16 protein-coding genes are annotated in these 22,607 nt (G+C 57.7%); 11 read left to right on the forward strand and 5 right to left on the reverse strand.

The window, feature by feature from the left end; all coding sequences use genetic code 11:
- Window positions 1–80 precede the first annotated feature (80 nt).
- The 3 genes from lon to P8935_RS19110 all read right to left on the reverse strand — a co-directional run bounded on the left by lon (window position 81) and on the right by P8935_RS19110 (window position 3,604).
- Window positions 81–2,513: an endopeptidase La gene (gene lon, locus P8935_RS19100; protein ID WP_348261900.1), complete on the reverse strand. Its 2,433-nt coding sequence runs from the start codon at window positions 2,511–2,513 to the stop codon at window positions 81–83.
- Window positions 2,514–2,798: 285 nt separating this feature from the next.
- Window positions 2,799–3,053, reverse strand: a complete 255-nt coding sequence (locus P8935_RS19105) for a hypothetical protein (protein WP_348261901.1) — start codon at window positions 3,051–3,053, stop codon at window positions 2,799–2,801.
- A complete protein-coding gene (locus P8935_RS19110) occupies window positions 3,050–3,604 on the reverse strand; it encodes a sigma-70 family RNA polymerase sigma factor (protein WP_348265354.1) in 555 nt (184 codons plus the stop codon). Before P8935_RS19110 ends, P8935_RS19105 begins: the two co-directional genes overlap by 4 nt.
- Window positions 3,605–3,946: 342 nt before the next feature.
- On the opposite strand from P8935_RS19110, the gene P8935_RS19115 reads away from it, so the two are divergent.
- The 7 genes from P8935_RS19115 (at window position 3,947) to pheA (ending at window position 15,865) form a co-directional block, all read left to right on the forward strand.
- Window positions 3,947–7,195, forward strand: a complete 3,249-nt coding sequence (locus tag P8935_RS19115; protein WP_348261902.1) for a POTRA domain-containing protein — start codon at window positions 3,947–3,949, stop codon at window positions 7,193–7,195.
- Window positions 7,195–7,983 (forward strand): peptidylprolyl isomerase, encoded by a 789-nt coding sequence (locus tag P8935_RS19120; protein ID WP_348261903.1) that lies wholly within the window; start codon window positions 7,195–7,197, stop codon window positions 7,981–7,983. The genes P8935_RS19115 and P8935_RS19120 overlap by 1 nt, the downstream gene beginning before the upstream one ends.
- 13 nt (window positions 7,984–7,996) lie before the next feature.
- On the forward strand, window positions 7,997–12,271 hold the full coding sequence (locus P8935_RS19125) for a translocation/assembly module TamB domain-containing protein (protein WP_348261904.1): 4,275 nt from the start codon (window positions 7,997–7,999) through the stop codon (window positions 12,269–12,271).
- Window positions 12,272–12,544: 273 nt separating this feature from the next.
- A complete protein-coding gene (locus tag P8935_RS19130; protein ID WP_348261905.1) occupies window positions 12,545–13,342 on the forward strand; it encodes a BON domain-containing protein in 798 nt (265 codons plus the stop codon).
- 211 nt (window positions 13,343–13,553) lie between these two features.
- Window positions 13,554–13,898 (forward strand): STAS domain-containing protein, encoded by a 345-nt coding sequence (locus P8935_RS19135; protein ID WP_348261906.1) that lies wholly within the window; start codon window positions 13,554–13,556, stop codon window positions 13,896–13,898.
- Between the two features lie 128 nt (window positions 13,899–14,026).
- Window positions 14,027–14,890, forward strand: coding sequence for a UbiA-like polyprenyltransferase (locus P8935_RS19140; RefSeq protein ID WP_348261907.1), 864 nt, complete (start codon window positions 14,027–14,029; stop codon window positions 14,888–14,890).
- A gap of 129 nt (window positions 14,891–15,019) precedes the next feature.
- Window positions 15,020–15,865, forward strand: coding sequence for a prephenate dehydratase (gene pheA / locus P8935_RS19145; RefSeq protein ID WP_348261908.1), 846 nt, complete (start codon window positions 15,020–15,022; stop codon window positions 15,863–15,865).
- A 125-nt stretch (window positions 15,866–15,990) separates the two neighbouring features.
- Here pheA and P8935_RS19150 read toward each other — a convergent pair whose 3' ends face one another.
- Both P8935_RS19150 and P8935_RS19155 read right to left on the reverse strand, forming a co-directional pair.
- A complete protein-coding gene (locus P8935_RS19150) occupies window positions 15,991–16,593 on the reverse strand; it encodes an outer membrane beta-barrel protein (RefSeq protein ID WP_348261909.1) in 603 nt (200 codons plus the stop codon).
- Between the two features lie 384 nt (window positions 16,594–16,977).
- On the reverse strand, window positions 16,978–17,901 hold the full coding sequence (locus P8935_RS19155; protein ID WP_348261910.1) for a LysR substrate-binding domain-containing protein: 924 nt from the start codon (window positions 17,899–17,901) through the stop codon (window positions 16,978–16,980).
- A gap of 182 nt (window positions 17,902–18,083) precedes the next feature.
- Between P8935_RS19155 and P8935_RS19160 the strand changes: the two genes are divergently transcribed.
- The 4 genes from P8935_RS19160 (at window position 18,084) to leuD (ending at window position 22,606) form a co-directional block, all read left to right on the forward strand.
- The gene (locus P8935_RS19160) at window positions 18,084–19,286 is read left to right on the forward strand and encodes a 2-isopropylmalate synthase (protein ID WP_348265355.1); all 1,203 of its coding nucleotides are present in this window, start codon (window positions 18,084–18,086) and stop codon (window positions 19,284–19,286) included.
- A gap of 38 nt (window positions 19,287–19,324) precedes the next feature.
- Complete coding sequence (gene leuB / locus P8935_RS19165) at window positions 19,325–20,422, forward strand: 3-isopropylmalate dehydrogenase (RefSeq protein WP_348261911.1); 1,098 nt, start codon at window positions 19,325–19,327, stop codon at window positions 20,420–20,422.
- 127 nt (window positions 20,423–20,549) lie between these two features.
- Window positions 20,550–21,995, forward strand: a complete 1,446-nt coding sequence (leuC, locus tag P8935_RS19170; RefSeq protein ID WP_348261912.1) for a 3-isopropylmalate dehydratase large subunit — start codon at window positions 20,550–20,552, stop codon at window positions 21,993–21,995.
- Window positions 21,995–22,606, forward strand: a complete 612-nt coding sequence (leuD, locus tag P8935_RS19175; RefSeq protein WP_348261913.1) for a 3-isopropylmalate dehydratase small subunit — start codon at window positions 21,995–21,997, stop codon at window positions 22,604–22,606. Before leuC ends, leuD begins: the two co-directional genes overlap by 1 nt.
- Window position 22,607: the final 1 nt, after the last annotated feature.

Genomic DNA, 22,607 nt, shown 5'->3' on the forward strand with positions numbered 1-22,607 from the left:
GGAAAATGAAAAGGCCGGCGGGTTAGCCGGCCTTTTTTCAATTCGTCGAGAACGACGTGGGTCGATTGCGGCGTCGTCGATTATGCGGCTGCGGAGGCGCTGTGTTCGGCGGCAATCGGGGTGACTTCCGGTTTTGCTTTCAGCGATGGCAGCGCCACGGCCAGCACGTCTTCAATGCGGCTGGCGTAGTGGATCGAAACTCCTGCGATCATCTCGGGCGTCAGATCTTCTTCGACGTCCTGGCGGTTGTCGGCGGGCAGGATGATGGTTTCCACTCCTGCACGGCGCGCTGCCAGAAACTTCTCCTTGATGCCACCCACGGGAAGAACATTGCCGCTGAGGGTGATTTCGCCGGTCATCGCGGTTAGCGGACGAACGGGGATATCGGTGAGCAATGATGCCAGCACCGTGGCCATGGTGACACCCGCTGAAGGACCGTCTTTGGGAATCGCGCCTGCGGGCACGTGAATATGCAGGTCGAGTTCCTTGTTGAAGTCCTCTGAGAGGCCGAGCATGCCGGAGTTGGAGCGGACCCACGTAAGTGCGGCCTGCATCGACTCCTGCATGACTTCACCGATCTGGCCGGTCATGGTGAAGCCACCCTTACCCTTCATCTTGTTGGCCTCGATGAAGAGGATGTCACCGCCAGCAGGTGTCCACGCAAGACCAACGGCCACGCCGGGACGCTTGACGCGCTCGGCTACCTCGGTTTCGACGCGGACCTGGATGCCGCCGAGAAATTCCTTCAGCACATCCTTGTCGACGATGAGCTTCTCCGTCTTGCCTTCCACAACACGACGGGCTTCTTTGCGGCAGACTGTGCCAATGACCTGCTCAAGTTTGCGCACTCCGGCTTCGCGCGTGTAGTGGCGCACGATGTGGCGGACTGCAGCCTCAGGGAATTCGATTTGATCCTCGGTGATCCCGTTGGCCTTGATCTGCCGCGGAACCAGATAACGCGCGGCGATGTGCACCTTCTCCTCTTCGCTGTAGCCCTGGAGCGGAATGATCTCCATGCGGTCGATGAGAGGTGGAGGCACGGTGTCGAGCATGTTCGCAGTGCAGATAAACAGGACCTTCGACAAATCGAAGGGCACATCGAGGTAGTTATCGCGGAACGTGTTGTTCTGCTCCGGATCTAACGTCTCGAGAAGAGCCGATGCTGGATCGCCGCGGAAGTCGCGTCCGAGCTTGTCGACCTCATCAAGCATGATCACCGGGTCGTTGGTTTCGGCGCGACGAATGCTCTGGATGATCTGGCCCGGCAGTGCTCCGATGTAGGTCCGGCGATGTCCGCGGATTTCAGCTTCATCGTGCATGCCGCCCAGCGAGACGCGCTGGAATTTGCGTCCCAAGGCGCGCGCAATGGAACGGCCAAGCGAGGTTTTCCCTACGCCCGGAGGTCCGACAAAGCAGAGGATCGGCCCCTTCATGTCGGGCTTGAGTTCCAGCACCGACAGGTAGTCGAGGATGCGGTCCTTCACCTTTTTCAACTCGTAGTGATCCTCATCGAGGATCTCGCGAGCTTTGTTGATGTCGATCTTGGAGCCGGAGCTTTTGGCCCACGGCAACACCGCCAACCACTCGATGTAGTTGCGGGTGAGCGAGTAGTCGGCGGCCATGGGAGACATGCGGCCGAGGCGCGACAGTTCTTTCATCGCCTCTTTCTTCACGTCTTCGGGCATACCTGCTTCTTCGATTTTCTTGCGCAGGTCTTCAACTTCGCGCTGTCCCTCGTCCTGTTCGCCGAGCTCCTTCTGAATGGCCTTCATCTGCTCGCGCAGATAATAGTCGCGCTGCGACTGCTGGACCTGGTCCTGCACTTCGCTCTGAATCTTGGTGCGAAGCTGTTGGACTTCGAGTTCCTTGGCAAGGTGCTTCGTAAGCAACTCGAGCCGTGCTGGAACACTGGCAGTTTCAAGCAGAGCCTGCTTGTCGTCGGTGGTGAGGAACGGCAGCGACGAGGCGACAAAATCGACCAGGCGGCTGGGGTCTTCGATGTTTCCGGCGATGGTGCGGAGTTCGTCGGAGAGGGTGGCCGATTCGGTCACGATCTGCTGGAACTGGCCGACGACGTTGCGGACCAGCGCTTCTACGGAAGAGGTCGTTTCGGGCGCGATGTCTTCGACGGTCTCGACTTCGGCGATCATGAAGGGCTCGGTCTGGACATAGCGGATCAGGCGAACGCGCTCGACGCCTTCTGTGAAGACGAAGCGGCTCTGATTGGGCATGCGCACGACCTTGTGTACGGTGGCTAAAGTGCCTACTTCGTGCAGATCGGTCGGCTTCGGCGCGTCAAGACGCGGATCGAGCTGGGCCGTGACCACAATGGAGCGTTCTTCGGCCAGAGACTCGATGAGCTGAATGGAACTTTCGCGTCCAACTGTAAGCGGCAGAACAGCATGCGGAAAGAGGACGGTATCGCGAACGGGCAGAACAGGGATTCTTTTTGGACCAGAAATCGACTTTTTCTGAGGATTTTCGGGAGGTAAGATGGAAGGCTGACTTGGCATTGAGTGTCCTCGTATCAACTTTCCTTATTAGACAACACAGAGCCTCAAAAGTTTCAGGAAAGACGGTTGCCCGAGAAATCCCTGCTTTGCCCTGCTGCCTGATCAGGTTTACGTTGTTCTGTTCATTTGAGTTCCGGACTGGAACCGATAAAACGCCGAAAAGCCGAGCCGCTTTTATGTGACTCAAAGCGGCTCAACTGGTTTATCGGCAGCCATGCAGGAAGGCTGAATTCTGCGTGGCGGCCATTCTCACGAGATTCAAAGCCCTGGATGAATCAAACGTCTTCAGTCGTGGTTGCTGATTCCGTCCTCGTCTTTAATGGCGGATTCGATGCGCTCCCAGAGCTTGTCTTCCGGTTCCTGATCGGGAAACAACTGCTTGGCAGCTTCTGCGATGGTCTGGAGTTGCTCGTACAACTCGCGGCAGATCTCGCACTCCTGAATATGGGGGTGATTATGGACGTCGGCCCCGGAGCCGACCAGATCGGACAGCTGGGACTGAAATACCTCGCAGCTCATGGTTTTGTGGTCGGTGGTCATCGCCGGTCTCCCTTCCGGAGCGAGAGACGCAAAGCATCGCGCAACTTGAGCCGGGCCTTGTGAAGTTGGGATTTGCTGTTTCCCACGGAACAATCAAGCATAGCCGCAATCTCATTATGCTCAAAGCCTTCGACGTCGTGAAGGACAAAGATAAGGCGGTAGCCAGCTGGTAATGCAGCGACTGCCCTTTCAAGTGCGAGGCGATCGATGGAACCGGTGAGGGAGAGATCGGGAGCGCCAAAGCTGCGACCGGGACCGTCGTCGTAGGAAGGCTCCATGGCCTCATCGAGCGACATGAGAGGCAGGCCCTTCTTGCGGAGATGCATAAGAACGACGTTGATCGACAGGCGATGGAGCCAGGTGGAGAAAGCGGAGTCCCCGCGAAATGTGCCGATTTTTCGATGCAGTTGAAGAAATGCTTCCTGGGTGAGGTCTTCGGCTTCTGCTACATTGCCGACCATACGTAGGCAGAGAGAGTAAATGCGCCGTTTATGGAGCGAGTAAAGATGCGCGAAAGCGTGGTGGTCTCCGGCCTGCGCCCGGGCGAGCATCTCTGCGTCGGGAGTCAGGGCAGGTGTGGGCGTAACGACCTCGGGTGCAGAATCGCTGACCTGGACCGCGTTTGATTTTTCCACAGAGGTATCCGGCGCGGAGTCATCAGTGGTCTGCTTTTGCAACTTGCTACGTGGCATGCGCTTCCTTTGAGTGGGGATATCGGTAGCTGTAAGGATTAACTGATGCTGCGCCAAGCTTCTTTCCTCGTTAGTATAAGGTGCAGCGGTGGAAAACTTTGAGCTGCGGCTGGAAGGAACCGGATCGGCTCTCAAGTTATTTAGTTTGATGCAACCAATCGGGAAGACGCGTGTCTATATGGCTAAATTCTGGGAGATATAGTGCGGAAGGCAATGCCGGCATGGCAGCACGGCTCAAGACGTAGACAAAGAGCGGTGACGACTTGTCTTTTTCTCATCCTGATCATCGCAAACCGTTGTCTGGCGCAAGCCAGCGGAGCAATGCCGGGAATTGAACCGAAAGCCCGATTTTCAGTGAGCGATGTTAACTCGCATGGTTCTGCCAGCGGGAATGAAGCCGAGCCTCTGGCGTTGACGAAATGGCTTGGGCTTCCGGTTCGCGAAATCACATTTGAAGGGGTGTCGGCGGAGAGGCTGAAGCCACTGCCTGGACAACTGCCGCAGGCGGTTGGCGCGCCGCTCGACCGGCTCAAGGTGGCGGACAGCCTTCGCGCTCTTTTTGCGACGGGACTGTTCAGCACGGTTGCTGCCGATGCGACGCGGCAGGGCGATGGCGTGAAGCTTGTCTTCAAGGGAACGCCGCGGGATTTCATTGGAACGGTTAGCGTGGATGGCGCGAAGGGCGCAACGATCAATGCGCAACTGCAGGCGGCCAGCCGACTGACGGCGGGAACGCGCTTTACCCAGACGCGACTGGACGCCGCCATGGTGCGCATGCGGCAGGCGCTCGCGGATAACGGCTTCCATGAACCGTTAATTACCTACAAGCTGACGAGACACACCGGGGAACAACTCGTTGACATCGCTTTCGAGGTGATGTCAGGCGTGCAGAGCCGCGTGGGGGCGGTTGCTGTGTCGGGTGACTCTGGTTTGTCGGCGGAGCAGTTCCGCCACCAGGCGCATCTGCGCGAGGGAACCAAGGTTGATCACGACACGAGCAATCGTGCGCTGAGCGGAGTGCTGAAGCACTACCAGAAAGAGGATCGGCTCGAGGCGGACGTCAAATTGGAATCACAGGCCTACATCGCGGACACAAAGAGGTCGACTTTCACGTTTTCGGCGAATCGCGGGCCTGTGGTCAAGTTGAGCGTGGAAGGGGCAAAAATCAGCGGGGAGCGACTGAAGCGGCTGGTGCCGGTATTTGAAGAAGGTACGGTTGATGAAGATCTGCTGAACGAGGGCAACCGGCGGCTGCGCGATTATTTCCAGCGGCTGGGATACTTCGACGTGAAGGTGGATCACAGCGAACAGGATCCTGAAGGCGGCGCCGTGACCATCACATATAAGGTGACGCTGGGAGCGCGACGTCGGGTCGAAAAGGTTTCAGTTGCGGGCAATCACTATTTCAATGCGAATACGCTGGAAGAACTGCTGAGCGTACACGCTGCCGACCACTTGGACCGCCACGGAGCATATAGCCAGGCGCTGGTGGTGGCGGATGTGAATGCGCTGCAGGCGGTGTACCAGAACAACGGATTTTCAAAGGTAAAGGTGACGCCGGAGACCTTGAGCGGGGGAGCCGATGTAAGCGCTCCAGGACAAGGAACGGTGCGAAATTCAACTGAACCGCTCTCGGTGGTTTACCACATCGAAGAGGGACAGCAGCAGCGGGTGGGCGTTCTGAAACTGGACGGCGCTGTGAAATCGGACCAGAGCAAGCTGCTAGCCCTGATGAACACGTCGCCGGGACAATTGTTCTCTCCGCAAACCCTGGCGGGCGACCGCGATGCGCTGCTTACAGATTACTTGAGCCGCGGTTTTGACCAGGTGCAGATCGACGTTGTGCAGCAGACCGAAACAGAGGATGCCGCCAAGGTAGACGTTGTGTTCAACATCCGCGAGGGGCAGCAGATTTTTGTGCGCAAGGTGCTGCTGTCCGGTTTGCATTACACGCGACCAGACACGGTGGCGAAGGCAATTACGCTGAAGCCCGGGGATCCACTGAGCCAGACGGCGCTTGCCGAAACGCAGCGAAACCTTTATGAATTTGCGCTTTTCAACGAAGTGAATACAGCGGTGCAGAATCCGAACGGCGAGGAGCCTTACAAGACAGTCCTCATTCAAACGACGGAGGCGCGGCGCTGGACGTTGACATACGGTCTTGGATTCGAGGCACAGACCGGTACCCCGCAGAACAACTGCCGCGGCATCGCGACGACGGGCGCGCCGTGCAGTCCAAATGGGAAAACAGGAATCAGCCCGCGCGTGTTGGGCGCAGTGACGCGGAACAATCTCTTTGGGCGTGAGCAGTCGGCGTCGATTCAGGGAACATACGGCCTGCTGGAGCAAAACCTCAACCTGCTATTTCAGAATCCGCATTTTTTCGGGAATCGAGATTTTGGTTTCACGTTCTCAGGCGGCTACGCAAGCAGCCAGAACGTAACAACCTACGTGGCCTCGAAACTCGAGACAGGCGTGCGGTGGACGGAGCACTTCAACCAGCCGGGCTCGTTCTTTTCCAAGGCGAATACGTTTGTGTATGAATTTGATTTCAGGCGCGTGAAGGTGGCGGCGGAGAGCCTGCAGGTGGGACCGAGCGAAATTGAGGCGCTGTCAACGGCGGTGCGCGTCGCTGGTCCGAGCGTAACGTGGATTCGCGACACGCGCGACTCGCCGCTCGATTCGCATCGCGGAACTTACACTAGCTTTCAGGACTTTCTTTCCAACGAGACGTTTGGGGCGCAGGCGGAGTTTAACCGGCTGGATGTTTCTAATTCGAGTTACTACGGGTTCGACAAGAATCGCTTTGTGCTCGCCCGGAACACGCGGTATGGGCAGGAGCGGGCGTATGGATCCCCTTCCGACTCGCTGCTTCCCTTGCCCGAGCGACTTTATGCCGGCGGACCGACGTCGCATCGTGGATTCCCGATCAACGCCGCGGGGCCACGCGATCCGGAGACGGGCTTTCCGATTGGAGGAGCGGGTGCACTGGTGAACAGCACGGAGGTGCGGCTACCCCCGCCTGTGCTCCCGTTCTTTGGGGACACATTGAGCTTCGTGCTCTTTCACGATATGGGCAACGTGTTTGCAAATGCGGGGGACGCGTGGGCGAGCGCACTGCGCGTCCAGCAGCCGAATCGCGATGCCTGCAAAGTGACGACGCCTCCGGACTACAGCACCAATCCGCCTACGCCGCCGAGTCCGACGGGACCGACAACTTCAACGGGACAGCAGGGCCAATGCAACTTTAACTACTTCTCGCATGCGGCTGGAATGGGCATGCGCTACCACACGCCGGTCGGTCCGATCCGGCTGGACTTCAGCTACAACTTGAATCCGCCCATCTATCCGATCAATGTCAACTACTCGCAATCTGACATCTATGCAAATCAGCACGTTGGCGAGGCGGCGCACTTTAATTTCTTTTTCAGCCTGGGGCAGACATTCTGATGCTTATGCAGCGGACGAATCCGTACTGGCAGCTCGTGCGCGCAGCGATGCAAAGAGTTTGCATGGTCTCGTTGCTGGCGTGCGGATTTCCTGCTGCAGCGCAAAGCGTGGGCCAGAGTCCAGGGACAGAGAACAGAATTATGTTTGACCGGGTGGTGGCGGTGGTAAATCGCCAGGCGATTCTCGAAAGCGATCTTGAAGATGAGATGCAGTTGTCGGTTCTAGATCCAAGCACGAATACGAAGGAAAGGATGAGCGCGCAGGTGGCTCTGGAGCGGCTGATCAGCCGCACGCTCATCCACCAGCAGATTCAGCAGGAGTATCAGCAGGCCACCGAACCGAAACCGGAGGAGATTGCAGCGCGGCTGAACGAGATTCGGACCGAGCTGCCGGCGTGTGTGCGGGCTGATTGCAAGTCCGATGCGGGATGGGCAGCGTTTTTGAAGCTTCATGATCTGACACCAAAGCAGGTGGAGGATTACCTGCGGAACCGTACCGAGATACTTGGCTTCATCGAATTGCGCTTCAGGCAGGGCATTCGGATTACGCCGGAAGAGATTGAAACGTATTATCAGGGGACACTATTGCCGCAATATCCTTCGGGAGACAAGCCTCCACCGTTGCAGCAGGTGTCGTCGCGCATTGAAGAGATCCTCTTGCAGCAGCGGGTGAATGTGCTGTTTGACAACTGGCTTTCAAACCTCCGCAAGCAGGGACAGATTGAAGTGCTGGACCCAGCGCTGGAAACGGCGGATGCGGGCGACGGCCAGGGAGCAACCAAAGAATGAGCGAGACCGGAGAATGAGCGAGAGCATCAAGCCCGTGTTGACCGACTCTCCTGAGGAGAGCCAGGAGCAGCCGCTCGCGTGGCATCGCCGCTATCGGCGCCACGTGTTGTGGGGCGGAGCGGGAATGATGCTGCTGCTCATCGTTAGTCTCGTGGGATTGTACTTCTGGGCAAGCTCTTCCTATTTCGAAAACATCATGCGCAAGCGGCTGATTGCGCGCATCGAAGCTTCCACCGGCGGCCGCGCGGAGATCGGCGCCTTCCACTGGAAGGTGCTGAAGATGGAAGGCGAGGCGGATGGCGTGGTACTGCACGGACGCGAAGCGCAAGGCGAGGCGCCTTACGCACAACTGGGTTCCCTGCACGTTGCGATCAACATACTGGGCTTCTGGAGTCCGCGCATTCTGCTGCGCGATCTCGAACTGGACCGGCCGCAGATTCACCTGATTGTTTATCGCGACGGATCGACGAATCAGCCGCAGCCGCGCAAGAAGACGGAATCGCATCCGCTGAGCACGCTGTTTGATCTGCAGGCCGGGCACGTCGAGGTGACGCATGGCGTGCTGGATTACGAGAAGCGGTCGGACGAGAGTGATTTTCAGGACCGCCATCTCCCGCTGAATTTTTCAGCGAACGATGTTTCGTTGTTGTTGAAGTATGTTGCGGGGAACGGGATTACACAGGATAGCTATCATCTGGATGCGAAATTGCGTGACCTGCGCCTGGTGCGCGGCCCCGCCGATCATCCGGAGGCGCCGCCGGTGGAGGGATACATCGAAGCGTCGGTGGATTTGACGCGTAACGCCGCCTACCTGCGTTCGCTGCAGTTGACAGCCCACAGCAAAGGGTCGGCAGATCGCGTGCTGAATGTCACGGGCGAGCTTGATGATTTCAACCGTCCTCGCTGGAAGACGCAGGTGCAGGGCGAAGTGGACTTGAAGTTAATGGAGCCGGCGCTGGGTTATCCATCAACGCCGGAGGGGATCGCGAAGTTGAACCTCGCGGCTGCAGGGCAGGACGGTGAATTTCGCATCGACGGAACGGTACATGCGGACAACGCGGCGTATGTCGGAACCGGCGTGGTGGCTCGCGGTGTTGGACTGGATGCGCGTGTGCACGCCGATCCGCAGCGATTACAGATTACTAATGTGACAGCGCGACTGAAGCAGGGCGGACAGATGGACGGCGAGGTGCTGTTGGATCACTGGATCGCGCCGCTTGCGGGTGCTCCGGTGGTGCAGGCTGCGGCTGAGCCGGTGAAGCGTGAGAAGAAGGGGAAGAGCCACGAACAGCCGGCACCCCTGCCAGTCAAAGTTGACACTGATCTACACACCAACGGCAAAGTGATTGCGAACTTCAGAGACGTTGCGCTGGACACAGTGCTTGACATGGTGAGCGAAGAGCCATTCACGCGGCTCGGGTTGGATGCGCGGCTGAATGGATTATCGACCGCAGCTTGGAACAACGGGGATGTAAACACGCTGGAGGTGACTTCGAAGTTCGACATGAGCCCTTCGAGCAAGCGGGTCGTGGACGAAGCGCCGACCAGCGGGGTTATCTATGGGACATATCGGCAGCGCAATGGAGCTGTAGATTTGCGAAATCTGCAGGTAAATCTGCCTGCCAGCCACGTGAGCGCGCATGGGCAGCTTGGTGCGTTTCCCATGACCAGCCCAACCGGTATTGTGGTCGAGTTTCATTCGCGCGATCTAGATGAGTTCGACACGGTTTTCAGTGCGCTGGGCCTTACGCGCGATGGCAAGACTGGAACGTCGGCTCTGCCGGTCGATCTCGACGGGCAAGCGGATTTCAAAGGTACATGGACCGGTTCGCTTGTTGATCCGCACCTGGCGGGAGATCTGCACGCATCGGATCTTGCCCTGGAGCTTCCGGCGAAGGATAAGGACGAAAAGCCGCAGGTGGTTCACCTGGACTCGGCTGATGCGACGGGAAGCTATTCCGCGATGCGGATAGCAATTGATCACGGAGAACTGAAGCACGGAGATGCTTCGATCAGTTTGGATGGGACACTGACATCTGCAAAAGCGCCGTTGGCGAAGTCGCCGGGTATTCCGCAATTTGATGCGAGTTCCCTTCTTCGCGCAAATCTGCATGCGACCAGCGTAAACGCCGACAAGCTCGCACCCTTTCTTGAAAAGCACCTCCCCATCGCTGGATCGATGAGCGCGCAGATTGCAGTGGATGGACCCGTCGAGAAGCTGAACGGCAATGGGTGGGTGCAGCTGGATAACGGCGAGTTGTATGGAGAGCCGTTGACGCGAATTCGAGCAGAAGGAAAGTTCACCGGGCCACTGGTGCAGTTAGCGTCCGTAACGCTGAACCATGCCGCCGGCACCGTGGCGGCATCTGGAAGTTACGATCTGCACACGCAGCAATTCACTGTGGACGCGCGGGGTGCGGGAATCGACATCGCGAAGGTTGACAAGCTGCGCAATGCGGGCACGGCGTTGTCGGGAAGTATGGGGTTTACGCTGTCAGGCTCAGGCACGGTTGACGATCCGCACCTGAACGCGCGCGCGTCGCTGGCAAACTTTACGGTAAGCGGCGAGCGCTTTGGCGAATTCGATATAGTCGCGCACACTGCGAATCGGAATGTGACGTATGACATAACCTCGCGTCTGGAAGCGGCCGAGCTTACGGCGCATGGACAGACTGCGCTACAGGGTGACAACGAGACGCAGGCGTCGCTGAACTTCTCAAAATTCAATATCGGCGCGCTGTTGGAGATGGCGCACATCAACGGGCTGACCGGCGAGTCGGACCTTGAGGGAACCGTTACGGTGCAGGGACCGCTGGCGCGACCGGAACAGATGCGGGGCGATGCGCGGATTCAGGAACTGGCGGTGACGATTGCCGGAGTGCACCTGCATAGCGAAGGTGGCCTGCATGCCAGCATGAACAATTCGCTGATCACGCTGGATCCACTACACGTGACGGGTGAAGAGACGGACCTGCACGCCCAGGGCACTTTGAATCTGACGGGCAAGCGGCAACTGGATTTGGCGGCGAACGGGTCAATCAATTTGAAGCTGGCCGAATCAATCGATCCGGATCTCACGGCACGCGGAACAACAACGTTTCGCGTCGAAGCACACGGACCTCTGGAGAATCCGGGGTTGTCGGGGAAGATTGATTTCGAGGATGCATCCTTGGCGCTCGAGGATTTGCCAAACAGCCTGAGCCAGTTGCACGGGACGCTCGAGTTCAACCAGAACCGGCTGGAAGTGAAGTCGCTCACTGCGATGAGTGGTGGTGGCCTGCTGAGCGTGTCGGGATATCTGGCCTACCAGCACGGCATCTATGCCGACCTTGCGCTGAAGGGAAAATCGATTCGCATCCGCTATCCGCAGGGTGTGAGTTCGGCGGCGGATATCAACCTGCAATTGCAAGGGCCACAGAACAACCTGCTGCTGAGCGGCAACGTGATGATCACACGATTCACGGTGAGCCCGGAGATGGACTTTGTGGCACTGGCAGCGCAGGCCGGCAAGTCGCAGCCGATTGCGCCGGCAAATGCGCCATCGAATCATGTGCGGCTCGATGTGCGCATTCAATCGTCGCCACAGTTGAACTTTCAGAATGCCTACGCGAAGCTGGCGGGGGACGTGGATCTTCGGCTTCGGGGGACGGTGGCTTCGCCGTCGCTGCTGGGGCGAATCTCAATCACGGAAGGCAGCGCAACGATTGCCGGAACACGATATGAACTGCAGCGCGGCGAAATCACCTTTAACAATCCGGTGCGCATCCAGCCATTGATTGATTTGAATGCCACGGCGCGGGTGGAGGATTACGACATCACGCTGGGGCTGCATGGGTCCGTCGATCAGCTCGCGGTGACTTACCGGAGCGATCCTCCACTGCCCGAGGCTGACGTAGTGGCGCTGCTGGCGCTGGGACGCACGCAGGATCAGCAAAGGCTTTACACAGCGCAGCAGGAGCAGATCGCCAACAACCCAGCTACGGATGCCCTGCTAGGCGGAGCTCTGAATGCAACGGTGAGCAGCCGGGTGCAGAAGCTGTTCGGGGCGGGATCGGTGAAGGTGGATCCGAACTACCTGGGCGTGCTGGGCAACTCGACTACGCGCATCACAGTGGAAGAACAGCTGGGCAAGAACCTCACCCTGACCTATGCGACCGATGTGGACACGACGGCGCAACAGCTATTGCAAGCCGAAATCGCGATCAACCGGCATGTCTCGCTGCTGGTGGCGCGGGACGAGTCCGGTGTCTTCTCGATGGTGGTAAAGGCTACGCGGCGCTTCAAGTAGACGGGCGACTCAGCCCTGCCGGCAGAGCCGTCGATTCTCTCTTCCAGTTAAAAAGCGGTTGAACGCGAGGTTCAAGCTCGCGCCTGACGCTCGCCTGCCGATGCAGATACGGGCCTGTGGATTCAGATTTGTACAAATAACAGCGGAAAGATAGCCGTATAACTTTTTGTCTGCATCTGTGTCTAAAGCAGGCGGACAGAGAGTTTGCGCCTCGCGGGATTTACCCACGGGTGCAAAAACACGAATTAAAGAAAGAATGAAGGAGTAAGGATTATGAAGACGACGAAAAATATCTTAGCCACCGCAGGAATCGCGGCTGCTCTCGCCCTCAGTGTTGCAGGCATCCCCCAGGTCTCATATGCGGCGACAGGTTTTGGCGCGGCTATGGGGCAGGACAGTTCGGGCGATGCGCAGGCAAAGCTTAAAAAATCGCAGTTCAAGGACGTAAAGGTCACGGTCGAAAATGGGATCGCCACGCTGAGCGGTACGGTGAGCCTTTACGAGTACAAGAAGGATGCCGCAAACCGGGTCCGCAAGGTCAAGGGCGTAACGGCGGTGCGGAATGAGATCCAGGTGTCCGGGCCCAATGTTGAGGACAACGAGTTAAAAACCAAGCTGGCCGAGAAGCTGGCGTACGATCGCGTTGGCTACGGGACCACGCCGTTCAATGCAATTACGGTCAATGTCGAGAATGGAATGGTAACGCTCGGAGGCCACGCGTACTCTGACGTGGACAAGGACTCCGCTGTCGCCCTGGTGTCGACCTATCCCGGTGTGAAAGATGTTTCAGATGAGATCGAGGTCGATCCCACATCGATCATGGACGACCAAACAAGGATGGCCGTGGCGCGTGCCATCTACGGTTATCCGAGTTTGAACCGGTATGCCAGCGACCCGGCAAAGCCGATTCGTATCTCTGTTCAAAACGGCCATGTTGAGTTGTACGGGGTGGTCGATTCGAAGGCTGACAAAGACACGGCTTACCTTCGAGCCAACGCCGTTCCTGGCATATTCAGCGTGAAAAACTATCTGCAGGTTGCCGGCAAGGAAAACGAGAACGAGAAGCCGTAACAATAGCAAGTCGGCCACCAGCAGTATTTCGGTTTTAGAATTGATGGGCCCGGGCGCGTGAGGCTGTCCGGGCCCTTTTCTCTACCCTGAATGCCTTTGAATTCTCACCATGAGTTGGCGCACGTTTTTACTGGACGGGCGATTGGCCAGCGTGCGACATTTACAGAACTGTAATCATTCAGGCCCTTCCCTTCCTTACACTTGAATCGCTATGTTGAACGACGGACCCTTGACCATCGACCGTAAAGAGGGCAGAAATCCCGGTACACGGGTGTTCTGCCTTTCAGGACCGCTCACGTTGCGCAACTTGTTCGAGTTGCAGGCAGAGTTGCGCGGGACGGCGCCTCCGCCGCTGACGGTGATCGACCTTACGGCAGTCCCCTACATGGATTCCGCAGGGATGGGGCTGGTGATGAATCATTACGTTCGCTGCCAGACGAAGGGCGCAAAGCTTGTCGTCGCCGGCGCAAACAGCCGGGTGATGGATCTCTTCAAGGTAACGAAGGTCGACACGGTGCTGCCGCTGGTCAGTACGATCGAGGACGCGGAAGCGTAGGGACTCTTTTCTCTCCACACAAGATTGCGTTGTCAGCTGCATCAAGGTGCGCTGAGAAGCCTTCGAGCTTCTTTGCCCGGCCATCCCGCGTGCACCTCCAATTACACTAAATAATGGAGCTGCACACGATGGGGCTGGCCGCTAAAACCCGTACAACGCTGGAGATGATCAAGTGGGAGCACTCGATCTTTGCGTTACCTTTTACGTTGACTTCGGTGTTGCTGGCGAGTCACGGAGCGCCCGGCTGGCGGACGCTGGGGTGGATATTGGTCGCGATGGTCACGGCTCGCTCGTGTGCGATGGCCTTCAATCGCTGGGCGGACGCAGACCTTGACGCAGCTAATCCGAGAACGCGTATGCGCGCGATTCCGGCGGGCCAGCTTTCTCGAGGATTTGTGCTCGGGTTCACGGTACTGATGGGGCTCGGATTTGTGATCGCCTCAGCAGAACTGAACCGGCTAACGCTTTACCTGGCACCTTTCGTCCTGGTGGTATTGCTGGGATACAGCTACATGAAGCGGGTGACGCGCTGGTCGCACCTGGTGCTGGGATTGGCCTTGGGGCTCGCCCCCTCGGCGGCGTGGATCGCGGTGCGGGGCAGTCTCGATCCTCGCATTGTGGTTCTGACTGCGGCAGTGATGCTGTGGGTGGGCGGATTTGATGTTCTCTACGCATGCCAGGATTTTGAACACGATCGCGAAGCCGGACTGCACAGTATTCCGCAGGCGCTAGGTGTTACGGCCGCCTTCTGGGTGGCGCGCGCGATGCATCTGATCATGCTGACGCTGCTGGTATGGTTTGGATATTTGTTCAGCTTCGGCATCGCGGGATGGCTGGGCGTGGCGGCGGCCGGACTGCTGCTGGCTTATGAGCACTCGATTGTTTCGCCCGGGGATATGCGGCGCTTGAACGCTGCTTTTTTCACCATGAACGGCGTCATCGCGATGGTCTTTCTGGTTTTTGTAGCCGCCGACGTGTGGCTGCGGAGATAGCGGGCCATGGAAAATGAGCGGAGCCAGAAAGCGGCAGTAGCGCTGTGGTATGGTTCGAGAAAGCAGTCTGCTCAGCCGCCCGCCGCTACAACTACAATCCATACCTCCACAGGAGAAGCAGAGACAGGAATGAAGATTGCCATCCAGGGGGAACATGGCTCGTTCAGCCACGAAGCAACGATCGCCATGCTGCCGGACTCCGTGATTGTGCCTTGTTCCGTTTCATCTGACGTTTTCAATGCGCTTGCCAGCGGATCGGTAGAAGGCGCAGTCATTCCAATTGAGAACAGCCTCGCGGGATCGGTGCTGGAACACTTCGATCTGCTGCTGCAACACGATGTGAAAGTGGTGCGGGAAGCGCAGCTACGCATTCGCCACAATCTGATCGGAATCTCGTCGACAATTGAGGATATCGATCGCGTATTTTCTCATCCGGTGGCGCTGGCGCAATGCAGGAAATTCCTTGCCGAGCATCCGCGGATGGAATCGTTCGCTTTTTACGATACGGCCGGCAGCGTAAAACAACTGGTAGAACTACGCGACCGGCACGCAGCGGCTATCGCCAGCGAGGCTGCAGCTCGCTACTACGGAGCGCAGATTCTGCAGGCAGGGATTGAAGACAATCCGGAAAACTACACTCGATTCTTTCTGGTGCGGCGTGCCAGGGATGCGCGATTCGACGGCAATGCGAACAAGACCAGCCTTGCATTTTCTGTTGAGAATCGGCCTGGATCGCTAGTGGCAGCACTAAACGAACTTTCAGCGTTGGGCACAAATCTGACCAAGATCGAGTCACGACCCGTGCAGGGAAAGCCCTGGGAGTATGTCTTCTATGTGGACTGCCAGTTGCAATCAGCCGACGAGGCCTCACGTGCTACAGACGCGCTGAAGCCGCACTGCGCGATGGTGAAAGAGCTGGGCAGGTATGTGGAGGCGGGGAAAAAGAGAACGAGGGACGTAGGGACCGGGAAATAGGGACTAGAAAGTCAGTCTTACTTACGAAGCAAAAGGGGATGGCTTTGGCCACCCCCTTTTTGCTGAGATCTCGAACATGCGGGTCGGGCTTACTAACTGGACCCTATTCCGCCGGTCCCTGATCTTTAGAAGTGGTATGCCACACCCAGTGTCGGGTAGTAGATGTTGTACCACTTGTTGGTGCTGAATTGGCTAACGCCAAACGTAGGCACCTTGGTGACGAACCCGCGAAACTCGGCGCGGATATCGAAACTGGGGCTGATCTCGTACGCTATGCCTCCGCCGTACAGTCCGCCGATCGCAGTCTGCTGCTTCACGTCAAGGCTGGTGGTACCAGAATTCCGGATGGGGAGAAAGATGAACGCGCCCGGACCCGCTTCAAGAAACGGATTGAACTTTTTGAAGGTGAAGCTGCGTACGTAGGCTGCCGAAATCTCCTGGGTGCGGGTGTTGACCTGGTAGTGATTGGGGTTCACGTAGTAGTTGATCTTGTTCTGGTAAGTGATTCCATAATTGGCCTCAAGCGCGCTGCTTGGTGTAAGCATGAACCGATAACTTAGCAATGCGCCGTACGCGGCGTTGGAATGCACTTGAACATCGGTGGAGGATGCAATAAAAGGCTCGACGAGAGCCGATCCACTGATGCTGATATCCTGCCGGCTCTCCTGAGCGCGGCCCGCTGCTACGCACACGGCCAGCAGAAAGGCAATAAGGGCGATCTTCTTCATTCGGTCTTGAACCTCGCGACTGCTCAACCGTCCGGCTGGCAACCAGCTTGTTGATTACGGCGCCGGATTTGTTCCGCACCCCGCTCTCAGCATTGTAAATGGCCTGAACGGGTTGCAGGCTGAACCGCTGAATCGGAATGATCTAAGTCAATAGACGCGGCGCATGAAGAATGGGAATCGATTGGGGACAGGGAATAGGGAGTAGGGAGTAAAAAGCAAACGCAGATCCCCGTCCTTCCTTCGGTCCCTCGGGATGGCAGGACTTCAAGTCGATAAAGAGGGGCAGCGGTGCTTCATCCGAGTCTACTTTTATTCGGAAGATCTCGAATCCTGGAAGGCGGTTCTGTTATTCCCTAATCCCTACTCCCCTACTCCCTGTTTTTGTCATCCAGCGCGTTCTACGTGGTAGTAGTATGGGGGCCCGTGCTTCTGGGCTAGCTCGCGCACGGTTTGCAAAAACGCAAGGGCCGTGTAGGAAAGAGTCGCCTGACGGCGGTGCACGAGGCGGAGCACACGTTTGAATTCAAGCTCGTCGACGGTCACACGCACCAGTTCGCCCGCTTCGAGCTCGTGGGCGATGGTCAGGTGAGGGACCAGGGCTACCCCGTTGCCCATGGCGACGAATCGCTTGATGGCTTCGATGGTGGGCAGATCGATTCCCATATTCAACGGAGTACGGTAACGCTGAAAAGCCTCAATCACCTTTCGGCGCAGGGGCGATGTGACATTGTGGGCGATGAAGTTCTCCTTGCCGAGGTCGTTGATGGAAACCCTGGAGGCCTTGGCGAGCCGGTGACGGGGGCTAACGATAAAGGCCAGGCTGTCGTTATAGACAGCGACTGTACGAAATTTTTCTGGGTCGAGCTTGAACGACGTCACTCCGATCTCGAACGTTCGCAGGCTCAGTTCCTCAGCGATGCGGCTGGCCAGCATGCGGTGGACTGAGATGCCAATATCGGGAAAGCGGCGGCGGAACTGGTCAATGGCCGGAAGCAGGTACATACAGGTGTATTCGTTTGCAGCCAGCTGCAGACGCCCGCGTTCCAGGCTCTTCAACTCGCCGAGCGCACTGGTAGCTTCGCGGCGTAGCGCTAGCAGGCGTTGTGCGTAGTCCCGCAGCAGCTCGCCAGAAGCAGTGAGCGATCCATCACGAGCGGCGCGGTCAAAGAGGGTTTCACCAAGCGATGCCTCAAGCTTGCGGATGACCTGGCTGATGGCTGGCTGCGTGCGGTGGAGGCGGACGGCGGCTCGGGAGAAGCTGCGCTCTTCGGCAACGGCAAGAAATGTTTCGAGTTGAGAGAGGTCCATGTTAGCTGCTAGCTCCTAGCCTCTAGCTGCCAGCGTTCGACCAGGAGCTAGAAGCTGGAGACTAGCGGCTCTGCATAAGCAATTGTAATAGGTTCCCCAAAAAGAATAACTTTGCGTTATAGCCACTGGATGCGAGAAAATAAGAAAGTTAGGAAACTCTTCCCCGGCAGGCGTGAACCATGATGAACAATCCAAATCACGTTGCATTCTTCGATACCACTCTGCGCGATGGCGAGCAGTCGCCTGGTTGCAGCATGACCACGCAGGAGAAACTGACCATGGCGCACGCCCTCGAGGACCTGGGCGTCGACATCATCGAAGCTGGATTCGCGATGGCGTCGGAAGGCGATTTTGCCGCGATTGCGACGATTACGCAGGCAGTTCGCAAGCCGCGTATCGCTTCCCTCGCCCGCGCAAAGACTGAGGACATCGAAATGGCCGCGCGCGCGCTGCAGTTTGCGGAGCGCTCACGTATTCATGTCTTCCTCGCCTCAAGCGATCTGCACCTCGAGTACAAACTGAAGATGAGCCGCCAGCAGGCCCTCGATCAAGCAGCGGAATCAGTCCGCCTGGCGCGAACTTTTGTGGAGGACGTGGAGTTTTCACCGGAAGATGCGACGCGTTCGGATCGTGACTTTCTGGTTGAGATTGTGCGCGTGGCCATCGAAGCCGGTGCCACGACGATCAACATGCCGGATACGGTGGGTTACACAACGCCGGAAGAGTACGGGCAAATGTTCCGCGAGGTGCGCGAGCGCATTCCAGCGGTGGACGCGGAAGGCATCATTCTCTCTTCGCACTGCCACGACGATCTGGGACTTGCGGCGGCGAATTCGCTGGCTGCGATCACTGCAGGAGCGCGGCAGGTTGAGTGCACCATCAACGGCATCGGCGAACGCGCAGGTAATGCGTCGCTTGAGGAGCTAGCCGCGGCCCTGCATGTGCGCAGCGAGCGTTACGGCGTGACTACGAACATCAAGCTCGATCAGCTTTATCCTACGAGCCAAGTGCTGGGTCAAATCATTACCTTCAGGCCGTCGCCCAACAAGGCGATTGTGGGCGCGAATGCATTCGCGCATGAGTCGGGCATTCATCAGCACGGCATGCTAGCCAATCCGTTGTGCTACGAGATCATGACGCCTTCATTGGTCGGTGTGTCGCGGACCAGCCTGGTGCTGGGCAAGCACTCGGGGCGCGCGGCGCTGCGGCATCGGCTGGAGCAATTGGGCTATACGCTTTCGCGCGAGGAGTTGCAGCAGACCTACTACCGCTTTGCGGCCCTGGCCGATCGCAAAAAGAATATCTATGACCAGGATTTGATCGGCATCCTACCGGATCCGATTCGCGACCGGAAGCAGGAGCCGGTAGTGGCGGAACTCGATTAATTTTTTACCTACAACTGACGACTGACGACTGGATTGCGATGAAGCTGAAAATTCTTGTCACTGCCGGAGACGGCATCGGCCCCGAGGTCACGAACGAAGCTGTCTCTGTGCTGCACGAGGTTGCGGAGATCGGTGGCCACAAGCTCGAAATCACGGCAAAGCGCATTGGCGGTGTGGCGATTGTGAAGGATGGATCGCCGCTGCCCAAGGACACTCTTGATGCCGCGCTGGCGAGCGATGCCGTGCTGCTGGGCGCAGTGGGTGGCAATGAATTCAATTCCCTTCCTCCGGATAAGCGGCCTGAGGCTGGACTGCTGCAACTGCGTGCGGCGCTGGGGGGATTTGCGAATCTGCGGCCGGCATTCGCATTCAAGGAACTGGCGGTGAACAGCCCGCTGCGCCCGGAGATTATTGACGGCGCAGATATCTTATTTGTCCGCGAACTGCTGGGCGGCCTATATTTCGGCGCTCCGCGCGAGTGGAACAAGGCGAAGGGCGAAGCGTGGAACACCATGCGCTATACACGCGAAGAAGTGGCGCGAGTGTCGCGGATCGCGTTTGAACTGGCGATGAAGCGGCGCAAGAAGCTGACCAGCGTGGACAAGGCCAACGTGCTGGAAGTTTCACAGCTATGGCGCGCAACGGTGAATGAAGTTGCTGCGGAGTTTCCGGCAGTGACGGTGGAACATCAATACGTTGATGCGATGTCGATGCACCTGATGAACCAGCCACGCAACTATGACGTTGTTCTTACGGAGAATCTATTCGGTGACATTCTCAGCGATGAGTCGGCTGTAATCACGGGATCGCTCGGCATGCTGCCCTCAGCGACAATCGGCGGCAAGGTGAATTTGTATGAACCGGTGCATGGTTCGGCGCCGGATATCGCGGGCAAGGGATTGGCGAATCCGCTGGGAGCGATTTTGACGGGCGCGTTGATTCTGCGGCATTCGGGTGCACTTGAAGCGGAGGCTGCGGCGATTGAATCGGCCGTCCGCAAGGTGCTGGAGCAGGGCTTCCGCACGCCGGATTTGGCGCGTGGAAATTCGCAGGGACTTCCGGTGCTGTCAACGAAGGAGATGGGCGCGAAAGTCCGCGAGACGGTGAAGAGTCAGCTGCTAGCTGCCAGCCGCTAGCTAAGAGCCTGTTCGCGGCAGCGAGATCAGCACGGATTAACACGAAAAGAATTGATTCCGAATCGGAGTCGCAGAAATATCAACCAGCAGGACATAGCTGGCGGCTGAAAACCAGGAGTTGTTTTTAATGATTACCGCACCAAAAACATTATTCGAGAAGGTCTGGGAGCAGCACGTAGTGGTGGAGCCAAAGGGCGAGCCCACGCTGATCTACATCGATCTGCAATTGCTGCACGAGGTCACTTCTCCGCAGGCGTTTGAAGGGCTTCGTCTTGCTGGACGCAAGGTGCGGCGGCCGGACCGCTGCATTGCAACTGTGGATCACAACGTGCCGACGACCGTTGAAGGCAGGCTACATATCGTGGACCAGATTGCTGCGACGCAGATTGACGCGCTACGCAAAAACTGTGCAGACTTCGGCGTTGAGCTCTACGACGTGAACAGCCGCGAACAAGGCATCGTGCACGTGATCGGACCGGAACTAGGTATTACCAAACCGGGGATGACGATTGTGTGCGGTGACTCGCATACATCGACGCACGGCGCATTTGGCGCGCTGGCATTCGGCATCGGCACGAGCGAAGTGGAGCATGTGCTGGCGACGCAAACACTACCGCAATCGAAGCCAAAGACGTTTCGGATTTCAGTCGAAGGCAAGTTGCCGCAGGGTGTGACAGCCAAGGACATTATTCTCGCCATCATCGGCAAGATCGGGACGGACGGCGCGACTGGCTGTGTGGTCGAATATGCGGGCTCGGCGATTCGGGCGCTCTCGATGGAAGGGCGCATGACCATCTGCAACATGAGTATCGAAGCCGGTGCGCGCGCGGGCATGATCGCTCCGGACGAGACGACATTCGCGTATCTCGAGGGCCGCAGGTTCAGCCCCAAGGGAGAAGCGTGGAAGACCGCTGTTAGCGAGTGGAGCAAGTTGCCCAGTGATCCCGGTGCGAAGTTCGATCGCGAACTGGTGATCGATGCGGCAACGCTTGTTCCGTATGTGAGCTGGGGAACGAGTCCGGGCATGGTGGCGCCGATTACGGCCTCGGTTCCGGATCCTGCGGCGACGAAAGATGAGCAGGAACGGAAAGGGCTGGAACGGGCGCTTGAGTACATGGCGTTGAAGCCGGGCACTCCGTTGGCTGAAGTTGAAATCGATCGCGTATTCATCGGATCGTGCACAAATTCGCGCATCGAAGATTTGCGCGCGGCAGCAAAGATCGCGTTGGGACACAAGGTGTCGACCCATGTGAGCGCGATGGTGGTGCCGGGTTCGCAACAGGTGAAGGCGCAGGCTGAACAGGAAGGTCTCGATCAGATATTCAAGGATGCGGGCTTTGATTGGCGCGAGCCGGGCTGCTCGATGTGCCTGGGCATGAACCCTGACATTCTTTCGCCGGGAGAGCGCTGCGCGTCAACAAGCAACCGCAACTTCGAGGGGCGGCAAGGGCGCGGAGGCCGCACGCACCTGGTATCGCCGGAGATGGCGGCAGCAGCGGCGATCGCAGGACACTTCGTGGATATTCGCAACTGGCCTGTTCATGAATCAGCACGCGAGGAGGTCAAGGCCTGATGGAACCGTTCAAGACACTGACAGCATTGGCTGCGCCGCTCGACCGCACGAATGTCGATACCGACCAGATTATTCCCAAGCAGTTTTTAAAGCGCATTGAGCGCACGGGGTATGGCGATTTTCTGTTCTTCGATTGGCGGCGGACTGCGTCGGGCGATCCGGATCCCAATTTTTCGCTCAATGATCCGCGCTACAAGGGCGCGCAGATTCTGATTGCCGGGAAGAACTTTGCCTGCGGATCGAGTCGCGAGCACGCTGCCTGGGCGCTGAGTGATTTTGGATTTCGCGTGGTGATTGCGCCGACCTTTGCCGATATCTTTTTTTCGAATGCCGGGAAGAATGGGATTGTACTGGCGCGGCTGAGCGAGGAGGAAGTTGCGACGCTTCTGCGGAATGCAAAGGAAATTCCCAACTACAAATTGACGGTTTCGCTGGAAGAGCAGACAGTCACGGACGATCGCGGGTTCAAGGCTTCATTCGAGGTTGATCCGTTCCGCAAGTTCTGCCTGATGGAAGGGCTAGACGATATTGGTTTGACGTTGCGCCATGCGGCAGAGCTTGATTCCTACGAAACACAACACGACAAAGCTGAATGGCTGAAGGCCAAATAAG

This window comes from Telmatobacter sp. DSM 110680, from assembly GCF_039994875.1.
Taxonomy (GTDB): domain Bacteria; phylum Acidobacteriota; class Terriglobia; order Terriglobales; family Acidobacteriaceae; genus Telmatobacter.